General features: G+C 60.1%; 14 protein-coding genes. 3 read left to right on the forward strand and 11 right to left on the reverse strand.

The genetic code is table 11. The features are described 5' to 3' along the window. Nucleotides 1-40: 40 nt before the first annotated feature. Entirely contained in the window at nucleotides 41-1105 is a 1065-nt protein-coding gene (gene fba / locus B9Z45_RS11710; RefSeq protein WP_108407400.1) for a class II fructose-bisphosphate aldolase, read from the reverse strand. Nucleotides 1106-1291: 186 nt separating this feature from the next. After that, the gene (gene pyk, locus B9Z45_RS11715; protein ID WP_108407401.1) at nucleotides 1292-2725 is read right to left on the reverse strand and encodes a pyruvate kinase; all 1434 of its coding nucleotides are present in this window, start codon (nucleotides 2723-2725) and stop codon (nucleotides 1292-1294) included. Nucleotides 2726-2947: 222 nt separating this feature from the next. On the opposite strand from pyk, the gene B9Z45_RS11720 reads away from it, so the two are divergent. Next, nucleotides 2948-4063: a fatty acid desaturase gene (locus B9Z45_RS11720; RefSeq protein WP_108407402.1), complete on the forward strand. Its 1116-nt coding sequence runs from the start codon at nucleotides 2948-2950 to the stop codon at nucleotides 4061-4063. An 83-nt stretch (nucleotides 4064-4146) separates the two neighbouring features. On the opposite strand, the gene B9Z45_RS11725 is transcribed toward B9Z45_RS11720, so the two are convergent. The 6 genes from B9Z45_RS11725 to B9Z45_RS11750 all read right to left on the reverse strand — a co-directional run bounded on the left by B9Z45_RS11725 (nucleotide 4147) and on the right by B9Z45_RS11750 (nucleotide 9748). After that, on the reverse strand, nucleotides 4147-5361 hold the full coding sequence (locus B9Z45_RS11725; RefSeq protein WP_108407403.1) for a phosphoglycerate kinase: 1215 nt from the start codon (nucleotides 5359-5361) through the stop codon (nucleotides 4147-4149). Between the two features lie 101 nt (nucleotides 5362-5462). Then, nucleotides 5463-5798, reverse strand: coding sequence for an AzlD domain-containing protein (locus B9Z45_RS11730; RefSeq protein WP_108407404.1), 336 nt, complete (start codon nucleotides 5796-5798; stop codon nucleotides 5463-5465). Continuing rightward, the gene (locus B9Z45_RS11735; protein ID WP_108407405.1) at nucleotides 5795-6526 is read right to left on the reverse strand and encodes an AzlC family ABC transporter permease; all 732 of its coding nucleotides are present in this window, start codon (nucleotides 6524-6526) and stop codon (nucleotides 5795-5797) included. Before B9Z45_RS11735 ends, B9Z45_RS11730 begins: the two co-directional genes overlap by 4 nt. After that, a complete protein-coding gene (gene fmt, locus B9Z45_RS11740) occupies nucleotides 6526-7491 on the reverse strand; it encodes a methionyl-tRNA formyltransferase (protein ID WP_108407406.1) in 966 nt (321 codons plus the stop codon). Before fmt ends, B9Z45_RS11735 begins: the two co-directional genes overlap by 1 nt. Before the next feature lie 7 nt (nucleotides 7492-7498). Continuing rightward, entirely contained in the window at nucleotides 7499-8005 is a 507-nt protein-coding gene (gene def, locus B9Z45_RS11745; protein ID WP_108407407.1) for a peptide deformylase, read from the reverse strand. 90 nt (nucleotides 8006-8095) lie between these two features. Further along, entirely contained in the window at nucleotides 8096-9748 is a 1653-nt protein-coding gene (locus B9Z45_RS11750) for a phosphoethanolamine transferase (RefSeq protein ID WP_233252183.1), read from the reverse strand. Between the two features lie 226 nt (nucleotides 9749-9974). Here B9Z45_RS11750 and B9Z45_RS11755 point away from each other — a divergent pair, with 226 nt between their 5' ends. Continuing rightward, on the forward strand, nucleotides 9975-10712 hold the full coding sequence (locus B9Z45_RS11755) for a phosphatase PAP2 family protein (protein ID WP_108407408.1): 738 nt from the start codon (nucleotides 9975-9977) through the stop codon (nucleotides 10710-10712). Nucleotides 10713-10795: 83 nt separating this feature from the next. Further along, entirely contained in the window at nucleotides 10796-12001 is a 1206-nt protein-coding gene (dprA, locus tag B9Z45_RS11760; RefSeq protein ID WP_108407409.1) for a DNA-processing protein DprA, read from the forward strand. Nucleotide 12002: 1 nt separating this feature from the next. On the opposite strand, the gene secF is transcribed toward dprA, so the two are convergent. From secF to yajC, 3 genes are all read right to left on the reverse strand, one after another. Continuing rightward, nucleotides 12003-12953, reverse strand: a complete 951-nt coding sequence (gene secF / locus B9Z45_RS11765; protein WP_108407410.1) for a protein translocase subunit SecF — start codon at nucleotides 12951-12953, stop codon at nucleotides 12003-12005. Nucleotides 12954-12965: 12 nt separating this feature from the next. Continuing rightward, nucleotides 12966-14846, reverse strand: coding sequence for a protein translocase subunit SecD (gene secD / locus B9Z45_RS11770; RefSeq protein WP_108407411.1), 1881 nt, complete (start codon nucleotides 14844-14846; stop codon nucleotides 12966-12968). 70 nt (nucleotides 14847-14916) lie between these two features. Further along, complete coding sequence (gene yajC, locus B9Z45_RS11775) at nucleotides 14917-15249, reverse strand: preprotein translocase subunit YajC (RefSeq protein WP_108407412.1); 333 nt, start codon at nucleotides 15247-15249, stop codon at nucleotides 14917-14919. Between the last annotated feature and the right edge of the window lie 29 nt (nucleotides 15250-15278).

The raw sequence follows: 15278 nt of genomic DNA on the forward strand, positions 1-15278 counted from the left end.
GCCAATAAAGGCGGTTTTCAGTAGATAAACGTCGAGAACCTCAGTTCACGACTTGGGCCAATTCACCACGCGCATAACGGGCGGCCACCACTTGCAGGTTGTCACCCTTGATCTTGGGCGCCTGGCCTTCGCAGCCGAACTCCAGGTAGCGTTGCTTGCAGATTTGCTTGGCCGCTTCGCGGGCGGGTTTGAGCCATTCGCGGGCGTCAAATTTGTCTGGATTTTCAAACAAGAACTTGCGCACCGCTGCGGTCATGGCCAGACGGATGTCGGTGTCGATGTTGATCTTGCGCACGCCGTGCTTGATGGCTTCCTGAATTTCCTCCACCGGCACGCCGTAGGTTTGCTTCATCTGGCCGCCGTACTGGTTGATCATGGCCAGCAGCTCTTGCGGCACGCTGCTGGAGCCGTGCATCACCAGGTGGGTGTTGGGAATGCGGGCGTGGATTTCTTTCACACGGCTGATGGCCAGAATATCGCCGGTGGGCTTGCGACTGAACTTGTAGGCCCCATGGCTGGTGCCAATGGCGATGGCCAGTGCGTCCAGACCCGTGGCCTTGACGAACTGCGCGGCCTCTTCGGGGTCGGTGAGCATCTGGCTGTGGTCGAGTTTGCCCACGGCCCCAATGCCGTCTTCTTCACCCGCTTCGCCGGTTTCCAGATTGCCCAGGCAACCCAGCTCACCCTCGACCGACACGCCTAGCAAGTGGGCCATCTCGACCACGCGGCGGGTCACCTCGACGTTGTACGAAAAATCGGCCGGGGTCTTGCCATCTTCCAGCAAGGAGCCATCCATCATCACCGAGGAAAAGCCCAGATCGATCGCACCTTGGCAGATGGCCGGGCTTTGGCCGTGGTCTTGGTGCATGACCAGGGGAATGTGCGGCCACTGCTCTGTGGCGGCCTGGATCAGGTGTTTGATGAAAGGCTCGCCAGCGTATTTGCGGGCGCCTGCGCTGGCCTGCAGAATGACCGGTGCACCCACCTCATCGGCAGCGGTCATGACGGCCTGAACTTGCTCCAGATTGTTGACGTTGAAAGCTGGAATGCCATAGCCATTGACGGCCGCATGGTCCAGCAGCTCGCGCATTGAAACGAGTGCCATGTGTGATTTCCCGGGAAGTTGAAGATTCAGCTGGGCCGGCATGTAACCGGCTTGTAACTGGTCTGGATTTTATAGGTTTCGGTCGGATACAGGCCTGAACCCATCACCCATGCAGGAAAGCCCAGTCGAACCCCGAAACAGCGGCCAGCCGCTTCATGAGAGACGGCCCGCAAGGCTGCCCCGGACTCACGCGACCTTGCAAATTTTCAACATGTTGGTGCCGCCGGGGGAGCCCATGGGCTCGCCACAGGTGATGGCATAGACATCGCCCGTGCCCACGATGTTGCGGTTTTTCAGGTGCGTTTCGGCTTCGGCCAGGGCCGTGTCGCGGTCTGCGCTGGTGTCCATCAGCAAGGGGCGCACGTTGCGGTACAGCGCCATCTTGCGTTGCGAGGTCAGCTTGGTGGTGAGGGCATAAATCGGGATATGCACCCGGTGGCGGCTCATCCAGAGGGCCGTGGAGCCCGATTCGGTCATGGCCACAATGGCCTTGGCGCCCAGGTGGTGCGCGGTGAACAGGGCGCCCATGGCGATCGACTGGTCAATGCGGCTGAAGCTCTGGCCTTTGAAGTCGGCGTCCAGCGCAGGGTCTTCGGCGTTTTCGGCCGCCTCGCAGATCTTGGCCATTTCTTCCACGGTTTCCAGCGGGTATTTGCCAGCCGCGGTTTCGGCGCTCAGCATCACAGCGTCGGTGCCGTCCAGCACGGCATTGGCCACGTCAGACACCTCGGCGCGGGTGGGCACCGGGTTGGTGATCATGCTTTCCATCATCTGGGTGGCGGTGATGACGACCTTGTCGTGCACTTTGGCCAGCTTGATCATGCGTTTTTGCAGGGCTGGCACCGCAGCGTTGCCCACCTCGACGGCCAAATCGCCTCGGGCGACCATGATGCCGTCGCTGGCCCGCAAGATGGCTTCAAGGTGAGGAATGGCCTCTGCCCGCTCGATCTTGGCAATCAAGCCGGGCTTGTGGCCGTATTCGGCACCGGCCACGTTGCACAGCTGGCGGGCCATTTCCATGTCGGTAGCGTTTTTGGGGAAACTCACCGCCACATAGTCGGCGCGCAGGCTCATGGCGGTCTTGATGTCGTCCATGTCCTTGGCGGTCAATGCGGGCGCCGTCAGCCCCCCACCCTGCTTGTTGATGCCCTTGTTGTTGGACAACTCGCCCCCCAGCTTGACGGTGGTGTGCACCTGCTCGCCTTTGACAGCGATCACGGTGAGCACGATCAGGCCGTCGTTGAGCAGCAGCACATCGCCAGCTTTCACGTCGCGCGGCAGCTCTTTGTAATCGAGGCCCACGCCATGGATGTCGCCCGGCTCAGTGCGCGAGGCGTCCAGCACAAAAGGCTCGCCAGGCTCGAGCATGACTTTGCCTTCGACAAACTTGCCCACGCGAATCTTGGGGCCTTGCAGGTCGGCCATGATGGCCACTTCGAGGCCAGCGCGTTTCGAGGCTTCGCGCACCAGGCGCGCGCGGTCCACATGGTCCTGGGCCTTGCCGTGGCTGAAATTCAGTCGCACCACATTCACCCCGGCCCGGATCATGGCTTCGAGCAGGGCAGGATCGCTGGAAGCAGGGCCTAAGGTGGCAACAATTTTGGTGGCGCGACGGGGCATTCGGGGTTCTCCATGTAATTTGGTTTCAATTTTCACATGAAATCAGTTACATGAAGGGTTCTTTCGCCGCCCCCCAAGAGGCGGGCATGGCGCATCAGATTTTTCTGGCCGCGCGCGGAATACACCGATTTGTCCTTTTTAGGGGATTGAATTGATCCCTGTCAGCCCATGGGAACGTCTTGAAGGCTAAACTTCCCACCAAGAAATTTAACGCGAAGTGCCATGACCGCATTACACACACCGACCACGGACCACCCCATTCCACTGGACCAGCCCATGCCGCACCGCAAGACCTTGCGTGAGTGGCTGGTGCCTTTGGGGCAACGCAGCACCTTGCGGGCTTTTGTGCTTTTGACCATGGACTACGCGCTGTTTTTCGCCCTCATCACCGGCACCCTCGCGTTCGATGCCGTCTGGGCCAAACTGCTCTGCGGCATGGCCGCCGGATTCGTGATTGGCCGATTGTTCATCATCGGCCACGATGCTTGTCACCAAAGCCTGACGGCCCACCGCGAGCTGAACAAAGTGATCGGCCGCATCGCATTTTTGCCCTCGCTCACCCCGTACAGCCTGTGGGATACAGGCCACAACGTCGTGCACCACGGCTACACCAACCTCAAGGGGGTGGATTTCGTCTGGACGCCCCTGACGGCCTCTGAGTTTGAAGCCCTCGGCCCCCTGCAGCGCCTGCTGGAGCGCGCCTACCGCAGTGGCTGGGCGCCGGGCCTGTATTACATGGTCGAGATCTGGTGGAAACGCGAGTTCTTTCCCAACAAGACCCACATGCCCACCCGCCGCCCGATCTTCTTCAAGGACAGCATGCTGGTCAGCCTGTTTGGGGCTTTCTGGATCGCCACCATCGCTGCAGCTGCTGTGCAAACGGGCCAGTCGGTCGGGTTGTCACTGCTCATGGGCGTGCTGATCCCCTTCTTTTTCTGGAGCACCATGATCGGTTTTGTGGTTTATGTGCACCACACGCACGTCAAGGTGTCCTGGCACGACAACAAGGCCGCCTGGACCAAGGCGGCGCCGTTCGTGTCCACCACGGTGCACCTGACTTTCCCCTTCAACATCGGCGCGCTGATGCACCACATCATGGAGCACACCGCTCACCACGTGGACATGAGCATCCCGCTTTACCGTCTGAAGCAAGCGCAGTCCAAGCTCGAAGAGATGCTGCCGGGCCGGATCATCGTCCAGCCGTTTTCATGGGCCTGGTATTTCGAGACCGCCAAAAACTGCAAGCTGTACGACTTCAGCCGCGAATGCTGGACAGATTACAAAGGCACCATGACCAGCCCGGTGCGCGGCAATTTGCCCCCCGCGCCACAGTTTTGACGCAGGCCTGACACAGGCTTTGAGCGCCGCCGTTTACAAAAAAACCCCGCTAGGCGGGGTTTTTTCATGGGGCATCAGCCTGTTCAACCCGCAGCGCGTTTGGCCAGAATCTCAAAGGCGGGCAAGGTTTTGCCTTCGAGGATTTCCAGAAATGCGCCGCCGCCCGTCGAGATGTAGCCCACCTGCTGCTCGATGCCGTATTTGGCAATCGCCGCCAGCGTGTCACCGCCGCCCGCAATGCTGAAGGCGCTGGACTCGGCAATCGCCTGGGCAATGACTTTGGTGCCGTTTTCAAAGGCCGCAAACTCGAACACCCCCACTGGGCCGTTCCACACAATGGTGCCCGCCTGCTTGAGCTGCGTCGCCAGCCTGGCCGCAGTCTCTGGGCCGATGTCCAGGATCAAGTCGTCATCGGCCACCTCGTTGGCTTTTTTCACGGTGGCCACGGCATCGGCCGAAAACGTCTTGGCGGTCACCACATCAGTCGGGATCGGCACTGCGATGCTGGCATCGCCCAGCTTCTCGCCACGCGCTTTCATGGCGGCAATCACGGCTTTGGCTTGGTCCACCAGATCGGGTTCGGCCAGGCTCTTGCCGATGTTCAGGCCGGCAGCCAGCATGAAGGTGTTGGCGATGCCGCCGCCCACGATGAGCTGGTCCACGTTTTGCGACAAGCTTTTGAGGATGGTCAGTTTGGTCGAGACCTTGGAGCCCGCCACGATGGCCACCAGTGGGCGTTTCGGGTTGGCCAATGCTTTGCCAATGGCATCGATTTCGGCGGCCAGCAGCGGCCCCGCGCAAGCGACCGGCGCAAATTGGGCAATGCCATAGGTCGTGCCCTCGGCACGGTGGGCGGTGCCAAAGGCGTCGTTCACATAAATGTCGCACAGCGCGGCCATCTTGCGCGCCAGGTCTTCGTTGTTTTTCTTCTCGCCCAGGTTGACGCGGCAGTTCTCCAGCAAAACAAGCTGGCCGGGCTCAAGCTTCACGCCATCCACCCAGTTTGCGATCAGTGGCACCTCTCGGCCCAACAACTCTCCCAAACGCTTGGCCACCGGGGCGAGCGAGTCTTCGGGCTTGAACTCGCCCTCGGTCGGTCGGCCCAGGTGGCTGGTCACCATGACGGCGGCACCCGCGGCCAAGGCCATCTGGATGCAGGGCACGCTGGCGCGAATGCGGGTGTCTTCGGTGATGCTGCCGTCGTCGGCTTGCGGCACGTTCAGGTCGGCGCGGATGAACACACGTTGGCCCGCGGCTTGGCCGTTGGCGCACAAATCAGAAAAGCGGATGACGTTCATGGTGTGGGGCTCGGTGAGCTGGGCAAAGTGGCGTCAATTTTAAAAGCCAGAAATGACAGAGTCTGACTTTGTGGGCGGTACGAACCAGGAACAAGGCCAGATCACCAACCCAGCCCCAGGTGCAGCGGCAAATAGACCGCCATACCGCCCAAAATAGTCACCAGTACATCGCGCCGCCAAAAGTAACACCCGGCCCCGGCCACGGCGGCAAACAAGCGGGCATCTTGCCAGGTGGTGACGAACACGCCTTGCACAGTGACAATTTCGGGCACCACCACGGCCGACAAGGCCGCGATGGGGGCGTATTGCAAGCCGCGTTGCGCCCAATGGGGCAGTTGCCAGCTTTTACTCGAGATGAAAAAGAAACTGCGGGTCAGCACCGTCACCAGCGCCAGCCCGACGATGATGGCCAAGGTCGAGAGGTCTGTGTTGTTCATGTCGTGGCGCCAGAAACGGGCTTGAGCTTTTCAACCGTCAGGCACAAGATCACGGCCGCGGCAATGGCCACCACAATGTTGAGCTTGAGCGGCAGCGAATAGGCCACCACCGCAGCCACCCCAGCGACTGCCGCCGACAACACGCGCATGCGCGAGCTGGCCAATGAGCACTGAATGCCCAACAGACACAAGATGCCCGCAAAGCCCAGCCCCCAAGAGGGCGGGATCAAGTTGGCGAGTGCAACGCCTACAAAACTCGCCACAACCCAGGAGGCCCAATTCAGAAAGTCATTGCCCGCCAAATAGGCCTCTTGCGCCAGGCGCTCGTGGGGCGTCTCTGCGGGTTTGGGGTGTTTGCGGGTGAACAACACGTAACTGATATCGGCTGTGAGGTAACCATGGAACATGCGCTGCCAGCGCGGCAAATGCATCAGGTAGGGCCGCAAATGCAAACTGAACACCACAAAGCGCAGGTTGACGCAAAAGCCGGTGGCCAGGATCACCCAGACCGGCGCGCCTGCCACGATCAGTGGAATCGCGGCCAATTGCGAGCTGCCCGCAAACACCAGCAAGGTCATGGCGCTGGCCTCGAACACGCTCATGCCCGACTTGACCATGGCCACCCCGGTCATGAGCCCCCAGGCGGCGATGCCGGGTGACTGGGGCGACACCTCGCGCATGCCGACCAAAAAAGCAGGGTGCCGGTACAGGCGGGACAGAAAAAACATCAGCCTTGCACCAGTCGCTGGCCCACTTGCAACGGACATCCGCGTAAAAAATCGGCGGCATTCAGGCGTTTGCCGCCGGGCCGCTGCAATTGAGTCAGGCACAGCTGGCCTTGCCCACAGGCCACCCGCACACCCGAAGCATCGGCACGCAACACTGTGCCAGGCTCAGCGGGGTGTTCGGCAGGCTCGGCCACAGCTTGCCAAAGCTTGAGGGTTTCTTGGCCCGAAGTGCTGGCCAGAGGCACAGTCATGCCCGGAAACGGGTCAAACGCCCGGATACGGCGGGCCAGCAAGTCGGCGGGCAAAGTCCAGTCGAGGGACGCTTCGGCTTTTTCAATCTTGTGAGCATAAGTCACGCCCTCTGCGGGTTGGGGCAATGGCTTGAGGTGGTCGATCTCGGCCAAAGCCTGCACGATGGCCTCGCCCCCCAAAACGGCCAGCCGGTCATGCAAAGCAGCCGTGGTGTCGGCAGGCAAGATGGCTTGCGTGCGCACCAGCAGCATGTCGCCCGTGTCCAGGCCAGCATCCATCTGCATGATGGTGATACCGGTCAGGGTGTCACCCGCCTCGATGGCTCGGTGAATGGGGGCTGCGCCGCGCCAGCGCGGCAGCAAAGAGGCATGAATGTTCAGGCAACCCTTGGGTGGCAGATCGAGCACCCATTGCGGCAAGATCAGCCCATAGGCGGCGACGACCATGGCGTCGGCGTTTGCGGCCAGCAGCGCCTGGCGGGCGGCCACAGCATCTTCGGGGTATTTGCCATCAAGGCGCAGACTGCGTGGCTGGGCCACCGGCACATGGTGCTCAAGGGACCATTGCTTGACGGGCGAGGGCTGCAGCTTCATGCCACGACCAGCGGGGCGGTCGGGCTGGGTCAGTACCAGAACGATGTCGTGGCCTCCAACGTGCAGGGCGGCCATGGCCAGCTGGGCAAATTCGGGCGTGCCCGCAAAAATCAGTCGCATGCCGTGCTCAGCGCTCGGCTTTTTGGGCTTTGACCATCTTGGTCTTGATGCGGCCCTGTTTGAGTGGCGACAGGTATTCCACAAACACTTTACCCAGCAAATGGTCCAACTCATGCTGAATGCACACGGCCAACATGCCTTCGGCCTCAATGCTTTGTGTCTTGCCGTGGCGATCGAGCGCCATGACCTTGACAGCCGTGGCGCGCGCCACACCGTCGTAAATGCCGGGCACCGACAAGCAACCTTCTTCGCCCTTGATGCGTTCATCGCCCAACCAGGTGATGTCGGGATTGATCAGCACCATGGGCTGATTGCGATCTTCAGACGTGTCGATCACCACCAGGCGTTCGTGCACGTCGATCTGCGTGGCCGCCAGGCCAATGCCGCCTGCTTCGTACATGGTTTCAAGCATGTCGTCGATCAGGGCATGAATGCGCGCATCCACTGTCTGCACGGGCTTGGCCACCTTGTGCAGGCGAGGATCGGGATAGCAAAGAATGGGAAGCAGGGCCATGGGTCAGTGGATAAATAAAACCAGGTGCGTATTGTCCCTAATTTCTGCCGAGGCTGTGCAGACAGGTTTGCACAGCCCGGCCCAACCCGGTCAACGACTGCCTGAGCAAGCCGCAAAGAGGTCCAGGTCCGGCTTGGCCAGACCAGTCTTGACCTGGCTCAAGCCCAGCATCGAGTGAAACAGGTTGTCGTGCGTGAGTGCCTTGGCACTTTGCCCTTGCAGGCAAGCCATGGTCCAACCACGCTGGCGCTGCATGGGTTTGGACAACCAGACCACCATGGGCACATGAATTTGCTCTTTAGGCGCGATGCTGTACGGCATGCCGTGCAAGTACAAGCCTTTTTCGCCCAACGACTCGCCGTGGTCAGACAGGTACATCAGCGCTGTGGGGCGCGACTGGGCTTGCAGCCAATTCACCGTCTGGGCAATGAAATGATCGGTGTAAAGGATCGAGTTGTCGTAAGCATTGGCGATTTGCTCAGAGGGGCAATTTTGCAGCGCATGGCTGCTGCATTCGGGCTGAAACTGCTTCATGGCAGCAGGCGAACGCTTGTAATACGCGGGGCCGTGGCTGCCCATCTGGTGCAACACCACCACCGTGCCTTTGGCTCGGCGTGCCGGGTCCAGCGCTGCCAGCTGCTTGGGCAATTCGTGCAGCATGACTTCGTCCAGACATTCGCCGTCTTTGCAAAACTCGGGCACCTTCAGCGCCGTGGTCGAGACATTCGGCACCCGCTCACACACACCTTTGCAGCCCGACTGGTTGTCCAGCCAGAGCACCGCCAGACCTGCACGCTGCAACACATCGAGCAAGCTTTCAAAACGCTGGTTGCTGCTCTCGTAAGCGGCCTTGCCCAAATGAGAGAACATGCAGGGCACCGAGGCTTGTGTGCTGGTGCCACAGGATTTCACGTCGGAAAAATAAGCCAGATCACCTTGCGCCTGCAACTGGCGCAACTGGGGCGTGGTGTCACGGGCATACCCTCCCAAACCAAAATTGGCAGCTCGCGCCGTCTCACCCAGCACCAGCACGATCAATGGGGACTTGTCTGGCGGTGCAAGGGGCGCCATTGCCTGCGCATCTTCACCGATCGCCAGCAAAGGCTGGCTGGCCAAAGCCGCTTGCCCCACGAACAAACGGGTCACCGCATACACGCTGTTGAACGGGTTCACCATGTAACGCAAATGCTTGTGGTTGCGCGTTAGCGAGGCGATGTCCTGAAACGACATCCAAAACAAACCCACGGCCACCAACAAGGCCAGCAAGGACACGCCCAATTGACGCACCAGCAAAGGCTTGGCATTCACAGCGCGAACAGGCTGCCGCCACAACCAGATTCCGGGAAGGATCACGCCCAACACCAAAGCAGCCAGCATCGGCCAGGACAGCAGGTCACGCACCTCGCGCACATCGGTTTGCACCACATTGGCCAACATGCTGGGGTCAATCACCACCCCGTAGGTGAGCATGAAATAACTGCTCGAAGCCACCGTCATCAACATCACCAGGCCCGCAGGTTTGAGCCATCGCGGCCAGACCCAAAGGCACAAAAACCAGCCGACCAGCCCCAACAAAATCAGCCACAGGCTGACCATGGTGGTCAGCGCACGCAAGCCCTGTGTTTCAGGCAGCGTCCAAATGGCCATCCAGAACGGGAAATTGCCCACCGTGCCCAGCCAAAGGGTCAAGACCGCCAGCAAGGTGGTGGGGTGCCAAGCAGAACGCACGGATAGAAGCTTCATGGGTGGGTCACGGAATGCAAATGGGCTCGATTCTAGACACGGCTCATGAAGTTGCGCTGAAGGGCCTGGCAAAAGCATTGCCAAAAACTGCTTGTCTTGCCTCAAACAGCACAATCTCACTTACATTCTTGGCAACGGTCTGGCCATGCTCTGCACGCCCACAACCTCAGCCCTCAGCCCTCAGCCCTCAGCCCTCAGCATCCTGCCTTTAAGCCTTTCCAGACACATGTCCCCAGAGACCTCTTACGCCAAGTTTGGCGACCTCTCTCCTTCTCGGCGCCTGGGTCAATTCACCTGGGTGGCCCTGATGTGCTTGCTGGCCTGGGATTTTTCGGGGCTCGACAACACGGTGATGCACTGGATCGCCGAAGGCAACAGTTTCAACCTGCGCAACAACTGGTGGCTCAAGGAAATTTTGCACACCCGGGCCAAGCAACTGGCCATCGTCGTTTATGTCGGCCTGCTGATCATGGTCTGGTGGCCGCTGGGACCGCTCAGACAACTGACCCGGTTGCAACGCACCGAAATCATGGTCGGCATCACGATTTCCTTGATCACCATCAGCACCCTCAAACGTTTCAGCCTGACCAGTTGCCCCTGGGAGTTGCAGGGTTTTGGTGGCGTAGCGACTTATGTCTCGCACTGGAAATGGGGCATGGGCGATGGGGGCGCAGGGCATTGCTTTCCAGGTGGGCACGTGTCGTCCGCACTGGGTTTTACAGCCCTCGCTTTGCCTTGGCTCGGCTCCGGATTGACGGCGCAACGCAAAATCGGGGGGCGTATCTTGCTGGGTGTGCTGGCGATAGGCTTGGTGCTGGGCCTCACCCAAACCCTGCGGGGCGCGCACTACCCCAGCCACACCTTTTGGACAGGCTTCATCTGCTGGGCTGTGGCTTTTGCCAACCACCTGGGTTTTGGCTGGCTGGCCCACCTGCGACAAAAGCGCATCCGGCCCACCCTGTGATGGCCGACGGCATCTCCTGAACAAGGGCCATGCAGGCGCCCGTGCCGCCAAAAAATTAGGCGGCAGCCCAGCTTTGGCCCACAATGTCTGCACAGACAGCCGCCAAGGCTGCACAGGGAGACGTGATGGTGAATACACCCGAAGAATTGGGCGACTGGCTGCGCCTGTCGCTCACCCCCGGCGTCGGACCAGATGCCGCCAGGCGGCTGCTGGCTGCATTTGGCCAACCCCACGCCATTTGGGCCCAATCCGATGCGGCCTTGCGTCAGATCGTCTCGGCGCAACAAGCCGGCGCACTTCAACAGCCCCCGCTGGGCTGGCCCGAACTGGCTGACGAAACCTGGCAATGGTTGCAAGCCCCGACCGACCATGGCATTGGCCGTGCCGTGGTCACCTTGGGCGATGCCGACTACCCGGCTGCCCTGCTGGAAACTCCCGACCCACCATTGATGCTCTATGCCATGGGCCAGATTGGCGCCCTGGGGGGCCTCAAGGTCACGCAATCAGTGGCCATGGTGGGCAGCCGCAACCCGACACCACAAGGTCAGATCAATGCCCGCGAGTTTGCACGCAGCCTGGCCGCCAGCGGACTGACAGTCATCTCGGGCATGGCGCTGGGCGTAGATGGCGCCGCTCATGAAGGGGCACTGCTGGGCGCTCATGGCGCCATGCTGCCCACCATCGCCGTGGTGGGCACCGGGCTGGACCGGGTTTATCCACGACAACACCGGGAGTTGGCGCACCAGATTGCCCAACGGGGACTGATCATCAGCGAATACCCATTGGGCACGCCGCCCCTGGCGCCCAATTTCCCGCGCCGCAACCGCCTGATCTCTGGCTTGTCGCAGGCCACGCTGGTGGTAGAAGCGGCCTTGCTGTCGGGCTCGCTCATCACCGCCAAACAAGCGCTGGAACAAGGCCGCGACGTGATGGCCATCCCCGGCTCGATCCACTCGGCCCAGTCCAAAGGCTGCCATCTGCTGATCAAGCAAGGGGCAAAGCTGGTGGAGTCAGCGCAAGACGTTTTGGAGGAGTTGCGCTTGCCTGACGCTGTCAGGCAAGTGGCATTGGCACTGGAGGGCGACGAGCCGCAAGGCTCAACTGTCAATGACAGCCCAGAGGATGCCCTGCTTTGCGCGATGGGCCACGACCCGGTGAGTCTTGATGCCCTGCAAGCACGCTGCGGTTGGAGCACCGCCCAGCTGCAAGCCCGGTTGCTGGAACTGGAGCTGCTCGGGCAAGTGGGTCGCCTGCCCGGCGGGCTGTTTCAGCGCATCGGCTCGGCTTAACTCAGACCACAGCACCTGAGTTTTCGTCACCAGGATCGTTGTCCTTCTTGATCGGCTTGATCAGGTCTTCGCGCTGCAAACCCAACCACATGGCAATCGCTGCAGCGACAAACACCGACGAGTAAATGCCAAAGCAAATGCCAATGGTCAGAGCCATGGCGAAATAGTGCAGAGTCTCGCCACCGAACAGCAGCATGGACAAGACCATGATCTGGGTTGAACCATGGGTAATGATGGTGCGGCTGATGGTGGAAGTGATCGCGTTGTCGATGATCTCGACCGTGTTCATCTTGCGGTAACGGCGAAAATTCTCCCGGATTCGGTCAAAGATCACCACCGATTCGTTGACCGAGTAGCCCAGCACCGCCAGCACGGCGGCCAGTACCGCGAGTGAAAACTCCCACTGGAAGAAGGCGAAGAAGCCCAGGATGATGATCACATCGTGCAAGTTGGCGATGATGGCCGAGACGGCAAACTTCCACTCGAAGCGGATCGCCAAGTAAATCATGATGCCGATCACCACAAAGCCCAAGGCTTTCAGGCCGTCTTCGGCCAGCTCGTCACCGACTTGCGGGCCCACAAACTCGGTGCGGCGCAACGTGACATCCGGGTCATTGGCTTTGAGGGCAGCCAGCACTTTTTCGCTTTGCTGCGCCGAGCTCACACTTTTTTGTGCGGGCAGGCGAATCATCACATCACGGGCTGAGCCGAAGTTTTGCACCTGCACCTCGGAAAAGCCAAGCGTAGCCACCGTCGCGCGTACCTTTTGCAGGTCTGCAGGCTGGCTGTAGCTCACTTCCATCAGGGTGCCACCGGTGAATTCCACCGACAAGTGCAGGCCACGGCTGAAGAGGAAAAACACCGCCAGGGCAAAGGTCACGAAGGAGATCACGTTGAAGATCAACGCGTTCTTCATGAAAGGGATGTCTTTTTTGATTTTGAATAATTCCATGCTCCGCTCCCCTTAGTCGGCTTTCACCGCAGTGCCAGCCTCAGGCCGCCACACGGTGCCGATGGACACCGATTTGAGTTTTTTCTTGCCGCCGTACCAGAGGTTGACCAAGCCACGCGAGAAAAACACCGCTGAGAACATGCTGGTCAAAATGCCGATGCAGTGCACCACGGCAAAGCCGCGCACCGGACCCGAGCCAAAGGCCAGCAAGGCCACACCGGCAATCAAGGTGGTGATGTTGGAGTCAAAAATCGTGGCCCAGGCGCGGTCGTAACCGGCATGGATCGCCGCTTGCGGGCTGACCCCATTGCGCAACTCTTCACGCACACGCTCGTTGATCAGCACGTTCGAGTCAATCGCCATGCCAAGCGCCAGCGCCATCGCGGCCATGCCGGGCAGGGTGAGCGTGGCTTGCAACATGGACAAAATCGCCACCAGAAACAGCAGGTTCACGCCCAACGCAATGCCCGAGAACATGCCGAACATGGCGTAATAAACCACCATGAAGGCCACGATCACCAGAAACCCCCAGGTCACGCTGTTGAAGCCTTTGGCAATGTTCTCAGCCCCCAAGCTTGGGCCGATGGTGCGCTCTTCGATGATCTCCATGGGCGCCGCCAGCGAACCTGCGCGCAACAACAAGGCGGTGTCGTTGGCTTCGGCCGTGGTCATGCGGCCCGAAATCTGCACGCGCCCGCCACCAATTTCAGCGCGAATCACCGGCGCAGTCACCACTTCGCCCTTGCCCTTTTCGAACAGGATGATGGCCATGCGCTTGCCCACGTTGTCGCGGGTCACGTCCTTGAAAATGCGGGCGCCCTTCGCGTCCAAGGTCAGGTTGACCACAGGCTCTTGCGTCTGCCCATCAAAACCAGGCTGGGCATCGGTCAGGTTGTCACCCGTCAACACGACTTGCTTTTTGACGATCAACGGCCGGCCATCCCGTTCCAGGTAGCGCTCAGCGCCAAAAGGCACAATGCCGCCCGCCTGCTCAGCGGCACGTGCTTCGGCGCTCTCGTCCACCATGCGCACTTCAAGTGTGGCGGTGCGGCCCAGAATGTCTTTGGCCTTGGCGGTGTCCTGCACGCCAGGCAACTGAACCACAATGCGGTCAAGGCCTTGCTGCTGAATCACCGGCTCGGCCACGCCAAGTTCGTTGATCCGGTTGTGCAAGGTGGTGATGTTTTGCTTCAAGGCCTGCTCTTGCACGCGTCTCGCAGCTTCTGGCTTGATGCTGGCCGTCAGGCGAAATTCGGTGCCCTCAGCTGCTTCTTGTGTTTGCAAATCGACAAATTGGGCAGACAGGACGCGCTTGGCGCCTTCAAGTTGTTGCGCATCGCGCAGCCTGATCTCAATCGCCTGGCCGTTACGGCTGATGCCGCCATGGCGCACATCTTTTTCACGCAGCACACTGCGCAGGTCGCCCGCAAGGGATTCAAGGCGTTGCGTCAAGGCGGCCTGCATGTCGACTTGCAGCATGAAGTGCACGCCACCCCGCAAATCCAGGCCCAGATACATGGGAGAGGCATGCAGTGACGTCAGCCAGGCTGGCGAACGGGACACCAGGTTCAGCGCCACCACAAATGGCGAATCACCGGACTCAGGTGTCAGCGCCTTTTGAATCGCATCTTTGGCCTTGAGCTGCTGGTCGGTGTTCTCGAAACGGGCCCGGATCGAACTGCCTTCCAGGCTGACCGTTTGGGGCACGAGCGAAGCGGCTTTGATGGCATCCTCGACCTTTTGCAGGACCTGGGTGTCCACTTTGATAGTCGACTTGCTCGAAGACACCTGGACCGCAGGTGCTTCACCAAAAAAGTTGGGCAGGGTGTAGACCACCCCCAGCAACATGGCGATCACAATGATCGCGTACTTCCAGACCGGGTAACGGTTCATAGTGACTCGCGTGCAGGATGAAAAACAGGGCCCGCAGCGGCAAAGGCCCGATGGAGAAAGCCCGAAGGAGTTACTTCATGGTGCCTTTGGGCAGCACTTGCACCACGGCACTGCGCTGCAATTGCACTTCAAAACCCGAAGCAAGCTCCACACCGATGTAGGCATCCCCGATCTTGCTGACTTTGCCCAACAGGCCGCCAGCGGTCACGACTTCGTCACCTTTGGCCAAAGCCTCAATCATGCTGCGGTGCTCTTTTTGCTTTTTCATCTGGGGACGAATCATGACGAAATACAAAACCGCAAACATCAGCAGCAAAGGCAGCATGCTCATCAAGGTGGACTGCATGTCGCTACCACCGGCAGCGGCTGGAGCAGTTTGGGCAAAAGCGGAAGAAATAAACATGGAAACTCCACAAAAAAGCAAATTCGGGA

The organism is Limnohabitans sp. 2KL-17 (genome assembly GCF_003063415.1).
GTDB lineage: Bacteria > Pseudomonadota > Gammaproteobacteria > Burkholderiales > Burkholderiaceae_C > Limnohabitans_A.

Bases quoted from the DNA above. Each gene is read 5' to 3' on its own strand.
- fba (WP_108407400.1), bottom strand. From the start codon at position 1,105: ATGGCACTCGTTTCAATGCGCGAGCTGCTGGACCATGCGGCCGTCAAT.
- pyk (WP_108407401.1), bottom strand. From the start codon at position 2,725: ATGCCCCGTCGCGCCACCAAAATTGTTGCCACCTTAGGCCCTGCTTCC.
- B9Z45_RS11720 (WP_108407402.1), top strand. From the start codon at position 2,948: ATGACCGCATTACACACACCGACCACGGACCACCCCATTCCACTGGAC.
- B9Z45_RS11725 (WP_108407403.1), bottom strand. From the start codon at position 5,361: ATGAACGTCATCCGCTTTTCTGATTTGTGCGCCAACGGCCAAGCCGCG.
- B9Z45_RS11730 (WP_108407404.1), bottom strand. From the start codon at position 5,798: ATGAACAACACAGACCTCTCGACCTTGGCCATCATCGTCGGGCTGGCG.
- B9Z45_RS11735 (WP_108407405.1), bottom strand. From the start codon at position 6,526: ATGTTTTTTCTGTCCCGCCTGTACCGGCACCCTGCTTTTTTGGTCGGC.
- fmt (WP_108407406.1), bottom strand. From the start codon at position 7,491: ATGCGACTGATTTTTGCGGGCACGCCCGAATTTGCCCAGCTGGCCATG.
- def (WP_108407407.1), bottom strand. From the start codon at position 8,005: ATGGCCCTGCTTCCCATTCTTTGCTATCCCGATCCTCGCCTGCACAAG.
- B9Z45_RS11750 (WP_233252183.1), bottom strand. From the start codon at position 9,748: ATGAAGCTTCTATCCGTGCGTTCTGCTTGGCACCCCACCACCTTGCTG.
- B9Z45_RS11755 (WP_108407408.1), top strand. From the start codon at position 9,975: ATGTCCCCAGAGACCTCTTACGCCAAGTTTGGCGACCTCTCTCCTTCT.
- dprA (WP_108407409.1), top strand. From the start codon at position 10,796: ATGTCTGCACAGACAGCCGCCAAGGCTGCACAGGGAGACGTGATGGTG.
- secF (WP_108407410.1), bottom strand. From the start codon at position 12,953: ATGGAATTATTCAAAATCAAAAAAGACATCCCTTTCATGAAGAACGCG.
- secD (WP_108407411.1), bottom strand. From the start codon at position 14,846: ATGAACCGTTACCCGGTCTGGAAGTACGCGATCATTGTGATCGCCATG.
- yajC (WP_108407412.1), bottom strand. From the start codon at position 15,249: ATGTTTATTTCTTCCGCTTTTGCCCAAACTGCTCCAGCCGCTGCCGGT.